General features: G+C 62.4%; 21 protein-coding genes. 15 read left to right on the top strand and 6 right to left on the bottom strand.

From position 1 onward, the window contains the following. From VIW95_RS02310 to VIW95_RS02250, 13 genes are all read left to right on the top strand, one after another. A partial coding sequence (locus tag VIW95_RS02310; RefSeq protein ID WP_331583626.1) for an acyl-CoA dehydrogenase family protein occupies window positions 1-343 on the top strand: 343 nt, incomplete at its 5' end. 13 nt (window positions 344-356) lie between these two features. Beyond that, the gene (locus VIW95_RS02305; RefSeq protein WP_331583624.1) at window positions 357-2,771 is read left to right on the top strand and encodes an alpha-L-rhamnosidase C-terminal domain-containing protein; all 2,415 of its coding nucleotides are present in this window, start codon (window positions 357-359) and stop codon (window positions 2,769-2,771) included. 43 nt (window positions 2,772-2,814) lie between these two features. Further along, entirely contained in the window at window positions 2,815-4,062 is a 1,248-nt protein-coding gene (locus VIW95_RS02300; RefSeq protein WP_331583622.1) for a CaiB/BaiF CoA-transferase family protein, read from the top strand. After that, window positions 4,062-5,279, top strand: coding sequence for a CoA transferase (locus VIW95_RS02295; RefSeq protein ID WP_331583620.1), 1,218 nt, complete (start codon window positions 4,062-4,064; stop codon window positions 5,277-5,279). Before VIW95_RS02300 ends, VIW95_RS02295 begins: the two co-directional genes overlap by 1 nt. A gap of 55 nt (window positions 5,280-5,334) precedes the next feature. After that, window positions 5,335-5,889: a sigma-70 family RNA polymerase sigma factor gene (locus VIW95_RS02290; RefSeq protein ID WP_331583618.1), complete on the top strand. Its 555-nt coding sequence runs from the start codon at window positions 5,335-5,337 to the stop codon at window positions 5,887-5,889. A 5-nt stretch (window positions 5,890-5,894) separates the two neighbouring features. Then, window positions 5,895-6,752, top strand: a complete 858-nt coding sequence (locus tag VIW95_RS02285) for an anti-sigma factor (protein WP_331583616.1) — start codon at window positions 5,895-5,897, stop codon at window positions 6,750-6,752. Window positions 6,753-6,801: 49 nt separating this feature from the next. Beyond that, on the top strand, window positions 6,802-7,668 hold the full coding sequence (locus VIW95_RS02280; protein ID WP_331583614.1) for a hypothetical protein: 867 nt from the start codon (window positions 6,802-6,804) through the stop codon (window positions 7,666-7,668). Between the two features lie 44 nt (window positions 7,669-7,712). After that, window positions 7,713-8,483, top strand: a complete 771-nt coding sequence (locus VIW95_RS02275) for a VOC family protein (RefSeq protein ID WP_331583612.1) — start codon at window positions 7,713-7,715, stop codon at window positions 8,481-8,483. Window positions 8,484-8,500: 17 nt separating this feature from the next. After that, on the top strand, window positions 8,501-9,478 hold the full coding sequence (locus tag VIW95_RS02270; RefSeq protein WP_331583610.1) for an LLM class flavin-dependent oxidoreductase: 978 nt from the start codon (window positions 8,501-8,503) through the stop codon (window positions 9,476-9,478). A gap of 55 nt (window positions 9,479-9,533) precedes the next feature. Beyond that, window positions 9,534-10,943 carry a cobyrinate a,c-diamide synthase gene (locus VIW95_RS02265; protein WP_349259278.1) on the top strand — a complete coding sequence of 470 codons (1,410 nt, stop codon included), beginning with the start codon at window positions 9,534-9,536 and terminating at the stop codon, window positions 10,941-10,943. A gap of 17 nt (window positions 10,944-10,960) precedes the next feature. Next, window positions 10,961-11,827, top strand: coding sequence for a hydrogen peroxide-dependent heme synthase (gene hemQ / locus VIW95_RS02260; protein WP_331583606.1), 867 nt, complete (start codon window positions 10,961-10,963; stop codon window positions 11,825-11,827). Between the two features lie 73 nt (window positions 11,828-11,900). Continuing rightward, window positions 11,901-12,215: a type II toxin-antitoxin system Phd/YefM family antitoxin gene (locus VIW95_RS02255; RefSeq protein WP_331583604.1), complete on the top strand. Its 315-nt coding sequence runs from the start codon at window positions 11,901-11,903 to the stop codon at window positions 12,213-12,215. Next, window positions 12,212-12,640 carry a type II toxin-antitoxin system VapC family toxin gene (locus tag VIW95_RS02250; RefSeq protein ID WP_331583602.1) on the top strand — a complete coding sequence of 143 codons (429 nt, stop codon included), beginning with the start codon at window positions 12,212-12,214 and terminating at the stop codon, window positions 12,638-12,640. Before VIW95_RS02255 ends, VIW95_RS02250 begins: the two co-directional genes overlap by 4 nt. Window positions 12,641-12,643: 3 nt before the next feature. Here the strand turns inward: VIW95_RS02250 and VIW95_RS02245 are convergent, their stop codons facing one another. From VIW95_RS02245 to VIW95_RS02235, 3 genes are read right to left on the bottom strand one after another with little or no spacing between them, the layout of a single operon-like run. After that, entirely contained in the window at window positions 12,644-13,678 is a 1,035-nt protein-coding gene (locus VIW95_RS02245) for a lysylphosphatidylglycerol synthase domain-containing protein (protein ID WP_331583600.1), read from the bottom strand. Further along, on the bottom strand, window positions 13,675-14,112 hold the full coding sequence (locus VIW95_RS02240; protein WP_331583598.1) for a MaoC family dehydratase: 438 nt from the start codon (window positions 14,110-14,112) through the stop codon (window positions 13,675-13,677). Before VIW95_RS02240 ends, VIW95_RS02245 begins: the two co-directional genes overlap by 4 nt. Next, on the bottom strand, window positions 14,109-14,558 hold the full coding sequence (locus tag VIW95_RS02235) for an FAS1-like dehydratase domain-containing protein (RefSeq protein WP_331583596.1): 450 nt from the start codon (window positions 14,556-14,558) through the stop codon (window positions 14,109-14,111). Before VIW95_RS02235 ends, VIW95_RS02240 begins: the two co-directional genes overlap by 4 nt. 92 nt (window positions 14,559-14,650) lie before the next feature. On the opposite strand from VIW95_RS02235, the gene VIW95_RS02230 reads away from it, so the two are divergent. Further along, entirely contained in the window at window positions 14,651-15,331 is a 681-nt protein-coding gene (locus VIW95_RS02230; protein ID WP_331583594.1) for a DNA-3-methyladenine glycosylase, read from the top strand. A gap of 226 nt (window positions 15,332-15,557) precedes the next feature. Here VIW95_RS02230 and VIW95_RS02225 read toward each other — a convergent pair whose 3' ends face one another. After that, window positions 15,558-16,265, bottom strand: coding sequence for a hypothetical protein (locus VIW95_RS02225; RefSeq protein ID WP_331583592.1), 708 nt, complete (start codon window positions 16,263-16,265; stop codon window positions 15,558-15,560). A 99-nt stretch (window positions 16,266-16,364) separates the two neighbouring features. Here VIW95_RS02225 and pyrF point away from each other — a divergent pair, with 99 nt between their 5' ends. Continuing rightward, window positions 16,365-17,249, top strand: coding sequence for an orotidine-5'-phosphate decarboxylase (pyrF, locus tag VIW95_RS02220; protein WP_331583590.1), 885 nt, complete (start codon window positions 16,365-16,367; stop codon window positions 17,247-17,249). 21 nt (window positions 17,250-17,270) lie between these two features. Here the strand turns inward: pyrF and VIW95_RS02215 are convergent, their stop codons facing one another. Next, window positions 17,271-18,056 (bottom strand): dienelactone hydrolase family protein, encoded by a 786-nt coding sequence (locus VIW95_RS02215; protein WP_331583588.1) that lies wholly within the window; start codon window positions 18,054-18,056, stop codon window positions 17,271-17,273. Window positions 18,057-18,083: 27 nt separating this feature from the next. Beyond that, a partial coding sequence (locus VIW95_RS02210; RefSeq protein WP_331583586.1) for a hypothetical protein occupies window positions 18,084-18,333 on the bottom strand: 250 nt, incomplete at its 5' end.

Here is an 18,333-nt window from a genome sequence, read left to right as displayed (position 1 = left end):
CGCACCGCTTGCGCGGTTCGAGGGAGTGTCGTTTCCGCTCGCCGAGGCGGCGGTTCGGCTGCGCGCCGCGCGATTGTTGTGCTACGAGGCGCTGTGGCTGAAGGATCGCGCGGAGCCGCACGGATGGCTGGCGGCGGGAGCGAAGTGGCTCGCACCCGAGCTGGCCGCTGACGTTCTGCATCAATGCCTGCTGCTACACGGGCATCTGGGGTTCAGCCTTGACCTGCCGCATCAGCAGCGAATGCGTGATGTGATCGGACTCGAGATCGGCGACGGCACGGCGCAGATCATGAAGACGCTTGTCGCGCGCGAGATAATCGGCAAGGCTGCTCGCCCGTACTAGATGGGGAGTTCAGATGGCTGGATCGAAATGGCCGATTACCTGGGATGCGCGATGGATTTGGGCGGGTCCCGCGCCGTTGCCGGTTTCGCCGATCGGCGCCGCCGGAATTCCCGCGAAAGAAACCTGGAATCGGTTCTGTTATTTACGGCGCACGGTGCAACTCGATTCGATTCCCGCGGCGGTTCCCGCGCGAGTGACGGCCGACTCGCGCTTCGTGATGTTCGTCAACGGGGTCGAAGTCGCGCGCGGACCGGCGCGTTCGATACCCGAGCGCCTGGCGTGGACGGAAATCGATCTCGCACCGTATCTTCATGCCGGTCGAAATGCGATTGCGTCGCTGGTGCGCTTTTACGGAGTGCCGGGTCCGTGGTGGCGGCCGGCGACGCCGAGTTTCCTGCTGGGCTTCGGATCGTTTGCGTTCGAAGCGCCTGCCATCGGTGTGATTTCAGATGCCTCGTGGAAAGGACGCGCGGCGCCGTATCGGCAGGACGTGGTGAGCGGCGCGGCACTGCCGGTGCCACCAACAGAAATCCTGGACGGCGGGGCGATTCCCACCGGATGGAACGAGGCAGAGTCCGATGATTCTGGATGGCAGCCGGCGGTCGAATTGTCGGCCGGCACCTTTTCGTACAATCGCACGCGAATTCCGGTCGAACCTTTCACGTCGCCTGAGCACGACGAGATCGCGCCACTGACTTCGATTCCGATCGCGGTGAAAGAACTAACACGACGCGGGGTTGCGGGTCTCGACAGCGACGATCCGCGCGGCGCATATCCAACGGCCGAGCAGTCCGCAAACGGTCCCGACACTGTCGCTAATTTCGACGCCGGGATGATCACGCTCGCGACGCCGTGGGCTGTCGTGCGCGGTCCCGCAGGATCTACTGTCGATGTGTATTGCGGCGAGGATGTGCGCGCCGACGGCAGCGCGGAGACGCAACCGCGCCAATTTGCGATGCGCTACGTCCTGCGCGGCGGCGAGGCAGAACGCGTCGAGTCGTACGAGTCGGTCGGGTTCCGCTATCTGTCGATCGTCACGCGCGGCGATGCGCAAATCGAATCGGCGGGCGCAATCGAGCGGCGCTATCCGCGCGGTGACGAGGCGTATTTCGAGAGCGATGATCCCGCGCTCAACAAAATCTGGCGCGTCGGTTCGCGCACGCTGGAACTATGCTCGACCGACGCCTTCATCGACTGTCCCGGCCGCGAGCAGCGCGCGTGGCTCGGCGACTCGTACATCCACGCCCTGCTGACGTACACGACGAACACCGATTGGCGCCTGGTGCGCCGTCATTTGCGAGTCTGCGCGCATTCGCGGCGCGGCGACGGTCTGCTGGCGATGGCCGCTGCGTGCGACTTCTCGATTTCATCGACCACCATCCCCGACTACTCACTGCATTGGATTCGCGCACTCGCACGCTACTTCGAATATTCGGGCGACGCCGTCACCGTGCGCGAGCTGATGCCGACGGCCGCTGGCGTAATCGCCGCCTTCGAGCGCTATCGCGCGCCCGACGGACTGATTCGCGGAATGCCGGGCTGGATCTTTATCGACTGGGCGATGACCGAGCGATCGGATGTAACCGGGGCGCTCGATGCGCTTTACGCCGCGGCGCTCGAAGACTTCGCGTCGCTGGCAGATGCCGTCATGGCGGATTCGCGTGCTGCTGCGGACGCGCGCGCGAACGCTGAGCGGACCCGGCGCGCATTCGACTTGCTGTGGGACGAAGCCGCGGGTGTTTACGTGGACGCCGCCGATCGCAACGGCCCGCACCGGCGCGTCAGCCAGCAGACCAACGCAATCGCAATCGTCGCTGGATGCGCGCCGCGCGAACGGTGGTCCCGGATGCTCGACTACGTCCTTGATGAGTCGCGCGTGGTCGTCACGCCGACGATTGCGGACAACGTTGCCGCATACCTGAAACAACGAATGGATCCCGCCGAGCACATGAAGTTTGACGTCGAGCACGACGTCGTCGCGGCGCAGCCGTTCTTCTCTCACATCCTGCACGACGCGATCGTCCGCGCGGGCCGACGCGACCTGATTCCCGCGCGATGCATGAAATGGTGGCCGCAGATCGAGCGCGGCGATACCGCCTTCGAGGAATACTGGGACGCGCGCGCGGGCACTGGGAGCCGATGCCACGCATGGTCGGCGACGCCGACCTACGATTTGACGACCTGGGTTCTGGGCGTGAGGCCGGCCGCGCCGGGCTACTCGCGCGCGGAAATCGCGCCGCGGTTCGGCTCGCTCAGGCATCTCGAAGGCCGCGTGCCGACGCCTCACGGACTCATCGAAGTGAAACTGGATCGCGAAGCCGGCGGCGAGGTTGTGATTCCAGATGGCGTGGCGGCGATCGTGAAGTTCGACGACGCGCCTCTCATCGGCGGCGAGTTCGGCCCGGGACGGCATCGCATTTCCCGTTGACGCTTGCCCGTCCGAGAGTGGTAAGAATCGGCGCTGAGCATTCATGTCCGTGCTGAGTCCATATCGCGTGCTCGACCTTACGACCGAGCGCGGCCTTCTATGCGGCCAGATGCTCGCCGACATGGGCGCCGATGTCATCAAGGTTGAGCCGCCCGGCGGATCGCCGGCGCGAAGTATCGGGCCATTCTATCGGGACGCGCCGCATCCCGACCGCTCGCTGTATTGGTGGGCGTACAATCGCAATAAGCGCGCGATCACGCTCGACCTCGAGCGCGACGCCGGCCGCGACCTTCTGCGCCGCCTCGTCGAGCGCGCAGATTTTCTGATCGAGTCGCACAATCCCGGCCACATGTCGCAGCACAATCTCGGGTTTGCCGACCTGGCGAAAATCAATCCCGCGCTGATCTACGTTTCGATCACGCCGTTCGGACAGGACGGACCGAAAGCGAACTACGCGGACAGCGATCTGATCATCATGGCCGCCGGCGGACCTCTGATCCTCGCCGGCGACGCGGATCGCCCGCCCGTGCGATTATGCGTTCCGCAAGCCTACCTGCATGCTTCGGCCGACGCGGCGGTGGCCGCGCTCGCGGCTCATCATGAACGTGTGCGCTCCGGCCTCGGGCAACACGTCGATGTCGCGGCGGTACAATCGGTTGCGATGGCGACCCAGTCGAACACTCTCGCGGCTGCGCTAGGCTCGATTGAACCGCGACGGATGTCAGGCGGCGTGAAAATGGGTCCGATCGAGATTCCACTGGTCTGGCCGGCCAGCGACGGCTACGTCGCGATGACGTTTCTGTTCGGATCGGCGCTCGGCGTTTTCACCGCCAGGCTGATGCAGTTCATTTGCGAGCAGGGTTTTTGCGACGAGGCCACGCGCGACAAAGACTGGATCGCATACGGCGAGCAGCTGTTCAGCGGCGCCGAACCGCTTTCAGAATTCGATCGAATCAAGCAGATCGTCAGCAGATTCACGCGCAGCCACACCAAGGCCGAGTTGCTCGGGCTCGCAGTCGAGCGCGGATTTCTGATCACGCCGCTCACCACTATCGCCGAAGTGGTCGAGAGCCCGCAATTCGCGTCGCGCGATTATTTCCAAAGCGTCGCGCATCCTGAACTCGGCGAGTCGTTCCAGTATCCGGGACCGTTTGCAAAATTCAGCGCGACGCCGATCGAATATCGAAGACGAGCGCCGACCGTCGGCGAGCATAATTCCGAAATCTATCGCGACGAACTCGGCTTGAGCGAACGCGAGATCGCCGATCTAACCCGCGCGGGGATCATCTGATGCCCAACGACCTGCCGCTGAAGGACGTCAAGATTTGCGACTTCATGTGGGTGATGGCCGGTCCCGCGTCGACGCGGATTCTTGCCGACTACGGCGCGACTGTCGTGCGGATTGAGTCACCCACCCGCGTCGATACCGCGCGCACGCTCCAGCCCTACTACGGGAACCAATTCGGCCCCGACAGCTCGGGACTGTTCGCCAACTGCAACGCCGGCAAATTCGGAATCTCGCTCGACCTCGGCAATACCGCCGCGCGCGGGGTCGTGCACGACCTCGTGCGATGGGCCGACGTTGTCACCGAGTCCTTCTCTCCCAAGGCAATGCGCGCGTGGGGCTTCGACTACGAAACTTTGCGCAAGATAAACCCCGGCGTCATCATGTTGAGCTCGTGCCTGATGGGGCAGACGGGGCCGCTCGCGAAAATCGCCGGCTTCGGGAATATGGCGGCCGCAATTTCGGGCTTTACCAATCTCACCGGATGGCCCGACCGTCCTCCTTCGGGCGTCTTCGGCGCGTACACCGATTACGTGGCGCCGCGTTTCACCGCGATGGCAATTCTCGCAGCGCTCGACTATCGCCGCCGCACCGGCGCGGGTCAGTACATCGATCAGTCGCAGGCTGAATGCGCGATTCACTTTCTGGGGCCGGCGATTCTCGACTATACGGTGAACGGCCGCGTCGAAGAGCGCGTCGGAAATTCCGACACCGACTTCGCGCCTCACGGCGTTTATCCAGCCGCGGGTGACGACAATTGGGTCGCGATCGTATGCCGCGACGATGACGATTGGCGCCGCCTGTGCGCCGCGATGGAAGATGACGATCTCGCGCGCAACCCGCACTATGCGTCCGCCGCGGGCCGACTTGCCCATCGCGACGCGATCGACTCGTCAATCGCCAAATGGAGCCGCGCACTCGATCGCGGCGCGATCGAATCGCGCCTTCAGTCGCACGGGGTTCCCGCCCACCAGGTGCAGAACAGCGCCGACGCGTATGCCGATCCGCAGTTCAAGCATCGCGGCCATTTCGTTGCGCTCGATCATCCCAGTCTCGGCAAATTCACGGTCGAGGGTCCTCGCGCAAAACTGTCGCGCACTCCGGCCGCTGTCCGCCGCATGGCTCCGAGTCTGGGGCAGGACAATCAATACGTCCTCGAAACCATCCTCGGCTACGGCGAAACCCAAATCACTGAACTGGTGGCTTCTCGTGCCCTCGGTTAGCGGCGCCAATCCAGCGCCCGTCGCGCGACGTACCTGAAGTAGAAGCCAGGTGGCGATGCCGGCCGACAACAGGATTTCCGATGAAGCACTCGTGTCTGGCATGGCCGCCGGCGACCAGGACGCCTTGGCCACGCTGAATCAACGTTATGGCCTCGCGCTCAGCGCTGTCGCGGATAGAATTCTGCGTGACAAAGCCGACGCCGAAGAAGTCGCGGCGGATGTCCTGTGGCAGCTCTGGCGCGAGGCGTCGCGATTCGATCGCGGTCGCGGCTCGGTTGGCGCGTGGATTATGATGACGGTGCGAAGCCGCGCCATCGATCGACTGCGCGCCCGCAAAGCGCGGGAGCCGCGCGTCGGCGATCCTGTCGAGCATATTGCGGCCGAAGACCCATCAAGCGAAATTCACAGTAGCGAGCAACGACGCAAGGTGGAGGGCGCACTGGCAACCTTGAACGACGGAGAACGCGACTTGCTGCGGCTGGCGTACTTTTCCGATCTCTCGCAGTCCGAGATCGCCGAGCGCACGAGCCTTCCGCTAGGCACCGTGAAAAGCAGGATGCGCAGCGGATTGATCAGGCTGCGCGACGCGCTGCAAGGGAGTATCGAGTAGGCGAGATGGATCACGCGGAAATCAAAGACCTGATCCCGCTCAAGGCCCTCTCGCGCCTCGACGGTGATGAGGCGAGCGCGGTTGACGAGCATCTCGCCGCTGGATGCGACGAGTGCGAGCGCGAGCTTGCGTCGTTAACCGAGGCACTTGCCGCGATGGCCATCGTGGAAAGTGGCGGTGACGGTCTCTCGGATCGCATCTGGAGCCGCCTGCAAGCCCGCCTTGATGCAGACCGCCCGCCGCAACGGATTGAGTATCGTACGGTGCGTGAACCCTCACGCGGGCGCGGGTTTGCGATGCTCGCGTCGGCCGCCGTCGCAGCGGTGGTCGCGATCGTGGTGAGTGTGGTGTTTTTCAATTCGCGGATGCGCACCGACTCGTCCGACGTGTCGAATGAGATCGCGGCGCTCACTGCGCGCGTCATCGAGGTTCAGCGGAATCTCGATACGACGGGCAACCAACTGGCGGCGCTCGAGGCCAAGGTCGCACAGACTACGGACCTGACGCTGGCAAGTCTGGGGCCTGACTCGCAAGTAGTTCGTTTGGCCGGACTGCCGGCTTCCCCTTCGGCCACCGGCAGCGTCGCGCTCAATCGCACTGAGGGCACCGCGATGCTGGAAGTCAGCGGGCTGCCACCGACGCCCGACGACAAGGTGTACGAGGTCTGGTGGATTGGCGAGAAGCAGGGTCCGTTGAAGGCGGGACTGTTCGAGCCTTCGAGCCACGGCGCCACCATCGTGTCGCTCGATCTGCCGCCGCCGGGCGAGGTGGTGCTCGCGAGTGCGATCACGCTCGAGCCGAGCAGCGGAGTCGAGGAGCCGACGGGCGCGATGTACTTGAAGGGCGATTTTCCCCGCCGCTAGCGAAAGTCGCGCGCGCAATCCGATTTGGCGCCGCGCCCGTATCTCGGGTATGGACGCGAACGAAACCGCCTTCGATCTCAATCGTTACCTGCGCGTCTGCGGCGCCACCAAGCCGGAGTGTTTCGACTGGACGACGCCCCAGCCGCGGCTTGGCGACGACGCATTGTTCACGATTGCGTACATGATGGACATCGAGTCCTACACGATCGTTTACCTGCGCGATTTGCTGTCGACCCACGTCGTGCGCGACAACGATGTGACCGCGTTCCTGTCGTGCTGGGCCTACGAGGAATTTTTTCACTCGCTGCTGCTCCGTCGCTTTCTCGCGACGCAGGGAGTCGCAATCGGGGATCAGCGCTTTGCCGATTTGCGCAGCAAAACCAGTTTCGCCGATCGAGTAATCCGGCCCGGCATCGCGGTCCTGTCGCGGATTACGCGAAACTTTCCGGCTGTGCACATGACGTTCGGCGCGATCAACGAAATCTCGACGCTGACCGGCTACCAGGCGTTGATCAGGCGCACCGATTTCACGCGTGACCGCTCTGACAGCCCACGTCCGCTGCTGACGACAATTCTGGAACGAATCATCAAAGACGAGCGCCGGCACTTTGCCTTCTACTTCAACCAGGCGCGCCGCCGCCTTCGCGTACCTGCCGCGCGGCGGCTAACCGCATTACTGGTGCGCAATTTCTGGACGCCGGTGGGAGTGACCGTGCGCGGCGATCCCGCGATGCGCCGCGTGTGCGCCTATCTGTTTCCCGGCGAGAGCGGCGTTGAGCTTTTAGCCGGCGTCGATAGATCGATCGCCCGCCTTCCCGGTCTGGAATGGTTTGATCTCGGCGCTCGCTACGCCCGCCGCGTTCAGGCAAGCGCACCGCGAATCTTCTTTCCGTCACAGGTTCGATCGAGCGGATAGCTCTCGCTTGCCGGCTTGTGCGGGTTTCTAGTAATTCGGACTGCATGTTCACCGGCATCGACCATGTCGCGATCGTCGTTAGCGAACTTGATTCCGCGATTACGAGTTACTCGCGGGCAGGATTCACCGTGGTTCGCGGCGGGAAGCATCCCATCGGTAGTCACAATGCTTTAATCGCGTTCGGCGACGGCAGCTATTTCGAGTTGATCGCATTCCTCAAACCGAACAGTGGGCATCCGTGGCAAAGGGCGCTCGAGAAGGGCGGCGGCCTCGTCGATTTTTGCATGTGCACCGACGACCTCACGGCGGATATCGACGCGATGCGCCGAGCGGGCGCCAGGATTGGCGATCCTTATTCGCTGACGCGCGATCGTCCCGATGGCTATCACCTGAGTTGGTTGCTCGCGACTCCCGCGCCTCCCTTCAATGGCCAACTGCCGTTTCTGATCAAAGACGACACGCCGCGCGACGAGCGCGTCCCGCGTGAGCGTTCACATCGCAACGGCGCGACCGGTATCCGCACGCTCGCGATCGCCGTTGATGATCCCGGCATTACCAGCCGCTGCTATGCGCGCGTGCTCCGGCGTCCCGGTGTGCCGGTCGAGCGTGCAGACCTCGAGGGCGCGGGCGTCAGCTTCAAGATCGGTCCCAACGAAGTGCAGTTGCTCGCGTCGAAAACCCAGGACGGTCCGCTGGCAGAATGGATTCGTGCGCACGGTCAATCTGTGTTCGAAGTCGTGCTCGCAAATGCCGCCGCCGGCGCGACAGCGCTTGATCCGGCGCTTCTGCAAGGCGCGCGGATAAGGTCCGCCTGATTGGAAGGAGCATTGCGATGTCAGCCGGCAAAGTTAGTTTCGGTTTCACGATTCCGCAGCGCGGAGTGTTTTTCAACATCGCAACCTGGCCCGCGATGATTGCTATGGCCGCCGAAGCGGACCGAATTCCACTGTTCGATTCCGTATGGGTCGGCGACAGCGTGATGGCGAAGCCGCGGCCGGAGTCTATCTCCTTGCTGGGTGCGCTCGCCGCTGCGACCTCACGCGTGAAGCTCGGCGTTGGATGCATGGCGAGTTTCCCGATCCGTGATCCGATTCTGTTCGCGTATCAATGGGCCACGCTCGATCTCATCTCAAACGGTCGCATGCTTCTTGCCGCATGCACTGGAATTGTCCCGGCCGGTGGCGCAAGTGCGAAAGAAGGTGGGCCCTGGGGAATCACCGATGGGCAGCGCGGTAACCGAATGGCCGAGAACATCGCGATCTGCCGGCGCCTATGGAGCGAAGACGACGTCAGCTTCGCGGGCAAGTATCGGTCGTTCACAGGAGTGACGATCAAGCCGCGGCCGGTGCAGCAGCCGTGTCCGATTTGGATCGCTGCGAATCCCCCGCCCGCGCAATCCGAAAAGCCGATGCGCCGAGTCGCGAAAATTGCCGACGGCTGGATGACCGTGCAGATATTTCCAAAGATGCTCGCCGGGTTGTGGTCGAAGCTGTCGGAATGCTTGCGCGAAGAAGGAAAAGACCCGGCCGCGTTCCCGAATCTCGCGTACCACAATATCAACATCAATTCCGATCGGAATGCCGCGCTCGAAGAGTCCAGGCGCTTCCTCGATGAGTATTACGGTCCCATCTTCGCTCCGCAGATGGTCGAAGCGTGGACCGCGGCCGGCACGCCGGCGGATTGCGTGGAGCACCTGCGCGGTTTGGTTCGCGACGGCGCCAAGGCGATCGCGCTCCGAATCACATCGTGGGATCAGAGGGGCCAGTTCGATCGCCTGGTGAACGAAGTGCTGCCGCGCGTGAACGTCTAGCCCGCGCAAAGGCGGCGGCAGAGCCGCTGTCGTTGTGGTAGTATCGCCATTCGCGATGGTTCCCTCGGGCAAAATTCCCCGCGTCGTCATCGCGGCGACTGGCAGCGGCGTCGGCAAGACTACAGCGACTGTCGCGCTGATGGGTGCATTGCGTGCGCGCGGCCTCAACGTCGCGCCCTTCAAGTGCGGCCCTGATTATCTCGATCCCACTTATCACGAGCGCGCCGCCGGCGTTCGCTCGCATAACCTCGACGGCTGGATGGCGGATCGCGAGGCGGCAGTGGCGACTTTTGCGCGCGCGTCCGCCGGCGCGGACATCGCGGTGATCGAAGGCATGATGGGTCTCTTCGATTCCGCGACGCCGACCGGCGATGAAGGCTCGACCGCCCAGATTGCGAAATGGCTGGACGCGCCCGTGCTCCTCGTCACCGACGCTTCAGGCGTCGCCCGCACGATCGCCGCGGTGGCTGCGGGTTTCGCGCGTTTCGATCCCGCGGTTCGCATGGCGGGTATGATCTGCAATCGCGTCGGTGGGCGCGGGCATCTCGATCTGCTGCGCGCCGCCGCGCCCGAGATTCCGATTGTCGGTGGATTTCCCGCCAGCCCCGAGCTCGTCTTTCCCGAGCGCCATCTCGGCTTGCTGATGGCGGACGAATCGAATGTGCCGCAACGGCTGCTCGACGGATGGAGCCGGTTTGCGGCCGAATGGCTGGACCTCGACGCAATTCTCGAGATTGCGCGTTCGGCACCCACACTTGAAAGTGATCGCGCGTCTGACCTGGGCAAAATCGATTCGGTTTTGCCGCGCTGCCGGATTGGAGTGGCGTACGACGCCGCGTTTCATTTTTACTACGAAGACAATTTGAATCGGCTGCGCTCGTTGGGCGCGGAAATTGTAAATTTCTCGCCGATCCGCGATCGCGAGTTGCCCGAAGTGGACGGACTCTACTTTGGCGGTGGATATCCCGAGGCGTTCGCGCGCGAACTGTCTTCGAATGCTGCGATGCTCGCGGCTATCCGCGGTTTCTCGACTCGCGGCGGAGTGATTTACGCTGAATGCGGCGGCTTGATGTACATCGGCGACGCAATCCAAACGCTTGACGGCGGGCGATGGCCGATGGCTGCGATAATTCCCGGCGTTGCTGTGATGTCGGACAGGCTCCAGGCGCTGGGCTATGTCGAGGTCGAGACGCGCACCGACTCGATTCTCGGGCCGGCGCACACGCGATTTCGCGGTCATCAGTTTCGCCACTCGACGCTCGAGGGTGCCGGTGCCGGCAATCGGATCGACACCGTCTATAACGTGACGCCGCGATGGGGCGGCGCTCCATTCGCCGAAGGCTATCGCGTCGGAAACGTTCTCGCGTCATACGTTCACGCGCATTGGGCATCGAATCCCGGAGTCGCGGAGGCGCTAGTACGGTCGTGCGCAGGTTCGCATGTCGCAAGACAACCGGCTGCGTAGCGTCTAGAATTGCCGCCATGAGCAGCGACCGCGGAGATCAAAATCGAGGCAAGGAACGCGCGAAGATTCCCGGCGATTTTCCCGCCGCGCCGCTTACGCTCGAAGGCTACAGCATCCTGCATCAGATGTTCCGCGTGCGGCGCCACCAATTGCGCGCGCTCGACGATGCGAAACGCAACGCGGCGATCGACGAGGCGTCGAAGATTTTCGGCGAGATGGCGCGGCGCGAGGATGGCGATACCGCGCTCTTCTCCGCGCTCGGGCACAAGGGCGATCTGTTGATCGTCCACTTCCGGCGCAGCTTCGAGGAACTCGCGCAGGCTGAACACGCGGTCGCGAGGCTTGCGCTCAGCGATTACCTGGAGCCGGCCACGTCGTACCTGTCGGTGATCGAGATTGGCCTGTACGAAGCGACGGTCGCGCTCTATCGCAAGCTGGTCGAGCAGGGAATCGGGCCGCATTCGCCGCAATGGAAATCTGAAATCGAGACCGAGATTTCCCGGCAGCGCGAAAAGATCTCCCCGCGGCTGTTTCCGAAAATCCCGGCGCGGCCTTACTTGTGCTTCTATCCGATGGACAAGAAGCGCGACGGCGCCGACAACTGGTATCGGCTGCCGATCGACGAGCGCCAGCGCCTGATGCACGATCACGGCATTGTCGGGCGGCGTTTCGCCGGCGAGGTGACGCAGATTATTTCGGGCTCGATCGGATTCGACGATTGGGAATGGGGCGTCGATCTTTTCGCCGACGATCCGCTCGTGTTCAAGAAACTCGTTTACGAGATGCGCTTCGATGAGGCCAGCGCCGCATACGCGAAATTCGGCCCCTTCTACGTCGGCATCCGCCTCGAACCGGCCGCACTATCAAAACTTTTCTCGACCTGATGGAGAATTCACGCACTGGGCGCCTCGGCACTTAGTGGCCCGAAAGCGCCAACTTGGCTATAATCAAGGAGTCATGAAAAAAGCCAAAATCGCGGAACTGCGCAACGGCCTTTCGCGCTATCTCGATCACGTCCGCGCGGGCGGCTCGGTCGTCATCTACGATCGCGACACGCCAATCGCCGAGATCGTCCCCCTCAAGCGTAGCAAGACCCACAGCAAGAAAGATCTCGACGAAGAGCGCCTCGCCCGCCTTGAAGCCAAGGGAGCGATCAAACGCCCTACCGGCGACTTCGCCGCTTGGCTGAAGACTCATAAGCCGATCAAGCTTCCGGGAGGCCCTGCCGGCGTCGTGCAGGCCCTGTTGGAGGAGCGTGAGAGCGGCTGGTGAGATTCTGGGACGCCTCCGCGCTGGTTCCGACGTTCCTCGAAGAAATTTCAACGCCGCAGGTTCGAAGTTGGCAGGCGATCGATTCCGGCGTCACGATTTGGATGATGACGGTAGTTGAGTTGAAGTCCGCTATTGCTAGAAAGCAGCGGGAGCGCCCCGACCTCACCGAGTTATGCAAACAGGCGATCCTTAATGTGCGAGATGCCGCCGCAACTTGGGTTGAAATCGAAGATGCTGCCGCTGCGAGATATCATGCCGAACGCATAATTGTGAATTATCCACTACGCGCAGCTGATGCACTCCAACTCGGTGCCGCAATTGTTGCCGCGGATGGCGATCCACAATCTTTAGAACTCGTCACTCTCGATCGGAGACTTGCTGAAGCCGCTCAACGCGAAGGATTCCCGGTCCTCGGCGTGCGCTAGAGCTCACGCGGACGCTGGAGCGCTTCCGTCCTCCGCGCGCAGAGCCGTCAACTCGCGGCTGGCGCGCGGCAGGAACACCAGACCGATCAGCGCATTGCACAACATGAACGTGAGTTGCGCCGCCAGACTGTACGCGACGATCTTCGCCGGCGACGCGTTGGTCGAGAAGAACAGCAGCCAAGCTGCCTGGCTGGTGCCGAGATGCGCCACCGAGATCGGCAACGCCGCGGCCAGGAACACCAGCGGCAGAAACAGCATCAGCTTCACGAATGGGATCGCGATTCCGTACAGCGCCAGCGCATAGTACTGCGCGACGACAGAGGCGAGAAACGTCGGCGCCTTGATTGCCAGTACCGCCAGGTAATCGAGCGGACGCGCCTGGATGAAGGTCGCGAGCAATGCGCCGGCTCTCCCGGTCTCGACCCAGTTGCGAATCCGCGCGCTGCGGCGCGCGACTGCAAAGAAAATCATAACTCCCGCGAGGATCGCCCACGCCGCGATGTACACGAGGCGAAGAATCGCGACGATCCTTATCTGCGCGGCGCCGACCGGTGTGTAAAAAATCACACCCAACGTCGAGAACAGAAAGAGCTGGTAGATTTCGAGCATCGCGATGAACAGCACCGAGCTGAGCGCGCTCAGGAACGTGATTCCCGCCTTGCGATGCAGGTAGTATGCGACGCCGCCTTGCGCGAGGCTGGTGTTGATGAGCGCCAGCACGTACATGCTCGCGCGAATCGGCAGGATGTCGCGGTAGTGCATCGGCGCGTTGAAGCGTCGTACTACCCAGGTGAGGCACGCCGAATCGATCGCGCAGTAGAACAGCGAGTACGGCATGAACACTGCCAGGAAATCGAGTATCGGCACCTGCGACAGCGCTTGCTCGACTTTTCGAATCGGGATGCGCCAGAAGATCAGCGCAAAGATCGCCAGTGTCCCTAGATACGGAAGCGCCTTGCGCCAGAGCGGCGTAGCGCGAGCCGACGGGGCGTCGTCGCGCGGCAGCGCGTTCGAATCGCGACTGCTCCCGGCGCTCATGCGTCGTGCAGCCTGACTGCGGCGGTGCCGGCCAGCACCTGTTCGCCGCGCTGATTCGCAACGTGGATCTGCAGATCGGCACGATTCGAATTAGCATCGACGGAAACGATTCTCGCGTGCGAGGTCAAGGTGTCGCCGAAGAGCACCGGCTTGGTGAGCGACACTTCGATACGGCCGCCGCGAAGGAAGCGCATGCCGAAGTTGTCTGCCAGAAATTGCGCGATTATCGCTATGCTCTGCTCGCCGCCGGCGATTGGCGCGACGAATCCGGCCCTGCGCGCCGCGTCCTTATCGTCGTGGATACCGCGGGGCGGACGACGTCGCGGAGGACCCTCAATTCCGTCTTGGTAAGCCTTCGCCGCAGAGGCGTCGAGCAGGTACGGCGCCGAAACCAATTCCGCGCCGATTCGAATCTCGCCCGCCGCCGCGCTCATTGCATCTCCCCTTTGTCGTTCAGCAGCACCGACGTGATCGCTTGCCGCACCAGCAGTTGGTCCGTCATCGCGTCGCGAGATTCATATTCGAGCGTGAAATAAAACTTGCCGCGCTTGCGATACGTCGCGGTAATCCTGCCCACGGTCTTGACCGACTGCCCGACGCGCATCGGCTCGTGAAACTCGCACCAATGCTTGGCGTGGACGCCGCCCTTGCCGCCCTTCAGATGAGTGGCGATGAGCAGCGAGTAGTCCTGCAGACGCATCGTAGGCGACACCATCGCGTCGGGATTCTGCGCCGAGAGTATGAACGCCGGAGTCGTCGCCTTGACCGCATTTGAAAATGCGAGCGCCCGCTCCGGCGTGACGACGTAATGAATCGGCCCAAGCCGCATCCCCTCGTGGAGATTCTCGGGGCACATCGGGAGTCTCAAGTCTTCGCTCATCGTACCGATTGAACGACATTAGCAGGCGTGCAAGATTCGGCGAACCGTCTTTTCAGTAAAATGGTTTTTCAGGAAAGTGGTTTTTCAGGAAAGTGGCTACCAACAAAGTCGATTATGCCCGCAGGGCACGGATACACCTCAGCAAGGCTGATCCGATCCTCGCACGGATTATTGCAGGGGTCGGTGCGCTAGGAATCCAGCCGCGGCGCGAGCGCTTCCAGGCACTGGCGCGAGCGATCATTTTTCAGCAGCTCGCGGGCGCAGCCGCCAACGCGATCTACGGCCGCTTCGTCGCGCTGTTTCCCGGCGTGGAATTTCCCTCGCCGGAGCAGGTGCTTGCCAAAACTGTCCCCCAACTGCGCGCGGTGGGTCTATCTGAAAAAAAAGCTCTCTATATAAGGGACCTCGCCGCGCACATTCGGGACGGCAAACTCAATTTCCACCTGTTCCACAGGATGACCGACGAGGAGATCATCGAGCATCTCGTCATGGTCAAGGGAATCGGCAGATGGACCGCCGAGATGTTCCTGATGTTCAACCTCGGCCGCCCTGACGTGATGCCGGCCGACGACCTCGGCGTCCAGAACGCAATCCGCCGACACTACAAGATGCGCCAACGGCCGAATCGAAAGCGCTTACTCAAGCACGCGGAGCGATGGCGTCCGTACAGAACCGCGGCAGCATGGTACCTATGGCGCAGCCTCGACATCGTATTGCCCGACGGAGGGACGAAGCCACGCGCGAAGAAAATCGCGAAGAGGAAGAAGCGGTAGAATCATAGTGGTGTACGATCAGTTACCCGGTAGCTTCTAGGACTTCGGCAAGCTTGGGTTCATGTGGTCCCATGGTTGAGCGCTGCCGTGTAGATGTCCTGGGCGGGCCGGAAGATGCTCGGATCGTCGAGGCTGCCCGCTCGAATGGCGCCGCAGGCGCAACCGCCTAAAAACTGGGCGGGCATCTCAATCCTCCTCTACCTCGTCAAAGACTTTGGACGCGGTGTTACTCGGCGAGCATTGGGTTTGGTTTTGGGAAGCCTAATTTTGTCAGGGCTTCGTCGAGGGCGCTGATGTCGTTGGAGGGAGTTGGACCGTGCTCGGCGATGTCGCCTAATCGGCGGCGCATTTCTTTTAGTTCCTTGTAGAGGGTGCTGGTCAGGTTTGCGATCACCACGAAACAAATCCACGGGACTAATACCAGCGCCACAATTGTAATCGCGATCATGGTGCGGGACTGCGATTCCGCGCTGTTGGCGACCGTTATCAGGGCCGCGTCGTCGAGGCTCATCAGGTCTGCGACCGCGCCTTGCAAATCGCGCAGCTTCGGTTCGAGGCTGTCGTCGCCTGGCGATGCGGTGCGCATCGCGTCGAACAGCGGACGTGCGTCGTTGGCGATTTTTTCGATGCGCTCGGCCTGCTCGGGGCTGCCAATGTGTTGGCGCGCAATCTCGATCTCAGAAATAAATCCGCGCTGTTGATCGACCACGATTTGCGAGGCGTCGGGCTGCGTACGTCCCCAATCCATCTTGTAGAGCGCGGTTTCCATGCCCTGGGCTGCGCGCGCGGCTGCATTCTCGTTCTCGTGGAGTTCGCCGGGCAATGTGCCAAATACGTGAAACGCGCCGGCAATCACCACCGCCGCGATCAACAGAATCGCCGGCGCGAGCGCTGCGATGAAACGAAGCTTGGTAACGATAGTCAGGTTGTTCATGCGGTTTTCCCTGTCGATGTTTCAAAGGATGCCCGCGACGGATGTGAAAACGCAACGCCCGATGTGACCTCCGTGCCACGGTATGCAATAATGCGCGCAATGAACTTTGCCGATCGCCTTGCACAAGCGTCGCGCGCAAAAGAAAGCGTCGTGGTGCTCGGCATCGATCCTCAGCTCGATGCGCCTGGCGCGCCGGGAATCCCGCCCGGCTATACCCTGGCGCGCTTCTGCTGCGAAATCGTCGAGGCATGCGCGCGTTCCGCGATTGCCGTCAAGCCGCAGCTCGCTTTCTACGAAGCGCGCGGGCTCGATGGGATGCGCGCTTTTTGCGAGGTCATCAAGCTGTCGCGGAAACTTGGCTTGATTACGATCGCGGATGCGAAGCGCGGCGATATCGGCACCACCTCGGCCGCATACGCGGAGGCATTTCTCGGCGAAGGCGACTTCAATTGCGACGCTGTCACCGTGAACCCGTATCAGGGCAGCGACGCGCTGATGCCGTTTATCGCGAAGGTGAAAAATGGCCGCGGAGTATTCGTGCTGGTGAAGACGTCGAATCCCTCGTCGGGAGAGTTTCAGGATCGCAACGCACCCAATCGCCCGATCTGGGAGTCGGTGGCGGAGCGCGTAAATGGATGGGGTGGCGATTTCGTCGGCACCAGCGGTCTAAGCTCCGTCGGCGCGGTGGTCGGAGCGACATACCCGGTGCAGGCGCGGCGCGCGCGCGAATTGATGCCGGCGGCGACGATCCTCGTGCCCGGATACGACACGCAAGGCGGGACGGCAGCGGACGCGGTCGCGTCGGCGCGCGCGGACGGGACAGGATTCATCGTGAACGCGAGCCGCAGCCTCATGTACGCGTATAAAAAGAACGACAGCGCCAAGCCCATAGCGGCAGCGGCAGAATACGCCGAGGCGATGCGCCTGCAGATCAATGCCGCTCTCGCTGCTCGCAGCACGGAAAGCCTCGCGCACACAGCATAGTCCGCGGACACGCGGTTCGATCTACTTGGCGGGCTTATCGTCGCCGTTCAGGTTTGCGGCGAGGAATTTGGTGCTGCGATTCCACGCGTCTTGCGCGTCGTCGGCGTTGTACCAGAAGGGCAGCCCGGCAAAGTTGAAGGCGTGGTTCGCGCCTTCGTAGATTTTCATTTCGTGCGGACGTTTTTCTTTCGTCAGCAACTCGTCCAGCTCGTGCGCCATCGCCACCGGCACCAGTACGTCCTTGTCGCCGTGCAGGATCAACGTCGGCGGCATCGTCTTGGCCCCGTACTGCAGGGCCGGAGGGAGTCCGCCGTAGTACTCGACGATCGCAGCGATCTGGTTTGGATCTATCGCGCCGGTCGAGAGCGAAAGGAACGAACCGAGCGAAAATCCCATCATGGCGACCCGATGGGGATCGACCGACGGATTCTTGTCGAGCGCGTCGAGGCCCGAATGGATCTCCGCGAGCCAGATCGGGAAGTCTTCCTTCATCTGCACGGGCTGTCCCGGGCCGACCGCGTCGGTCTGACTGTAGTACTCGATGAATTCGGTGTAGTAGCCGAGGCCGGCGAGATCGCCGCACATCTTTTCGTACTCTGCGTTGCCGGCGTCCTTGCGGTCAGTCGCTCCATGCAGCATCACGACGGCAGGATACGGTCCGGCGCCATTCGGCACACAATGATATTCAGTGACCGGCTTGCCAACCGAGGCGAACTCGCCCTTTACCCATCCGGCATGAGCGTTCGACGCGGCGAGCAGGAAGAGTGCTGCCAGAAATGCTCCGCGAGCGGACTGGAATGAACGCACAATGATTGGACCAGGCGAGCCGCGCGGCTAGGAGCGCATCAGCTCGGCTTCGTCGGCGGCGATAGTGGCGTAAACCTCGCGATCGATCTTGCGATAGCGATCGAGCGATTTTTCAGCCTGCTCTTCGTGGCCCTGCTCTTTGGCAATCTCGTGCATCTCTTTTTCGATCCACGACAGATGCCACGATTCGTCCTTGGTGACGGCCTTGAGCACTTCCATCGTTTCCGCATCGACGTTCGGCAGCGCCATGTGCGCGTTGTAGCGGCTCTGCGCGCGC

The organism is Binatus sp. (SeqCode), from assembly GCF_036522015.1.
Taxonomy (GTDB): Bacteria; Desulfobacterota; Binatia; order Binatales; family Binataceae; genus Binatus.
The sequence above is the reverse complement of the archived record's forward strand: the minus strand, read 5'-3'. Positions and strand labels throughout refer to the sequence as shown.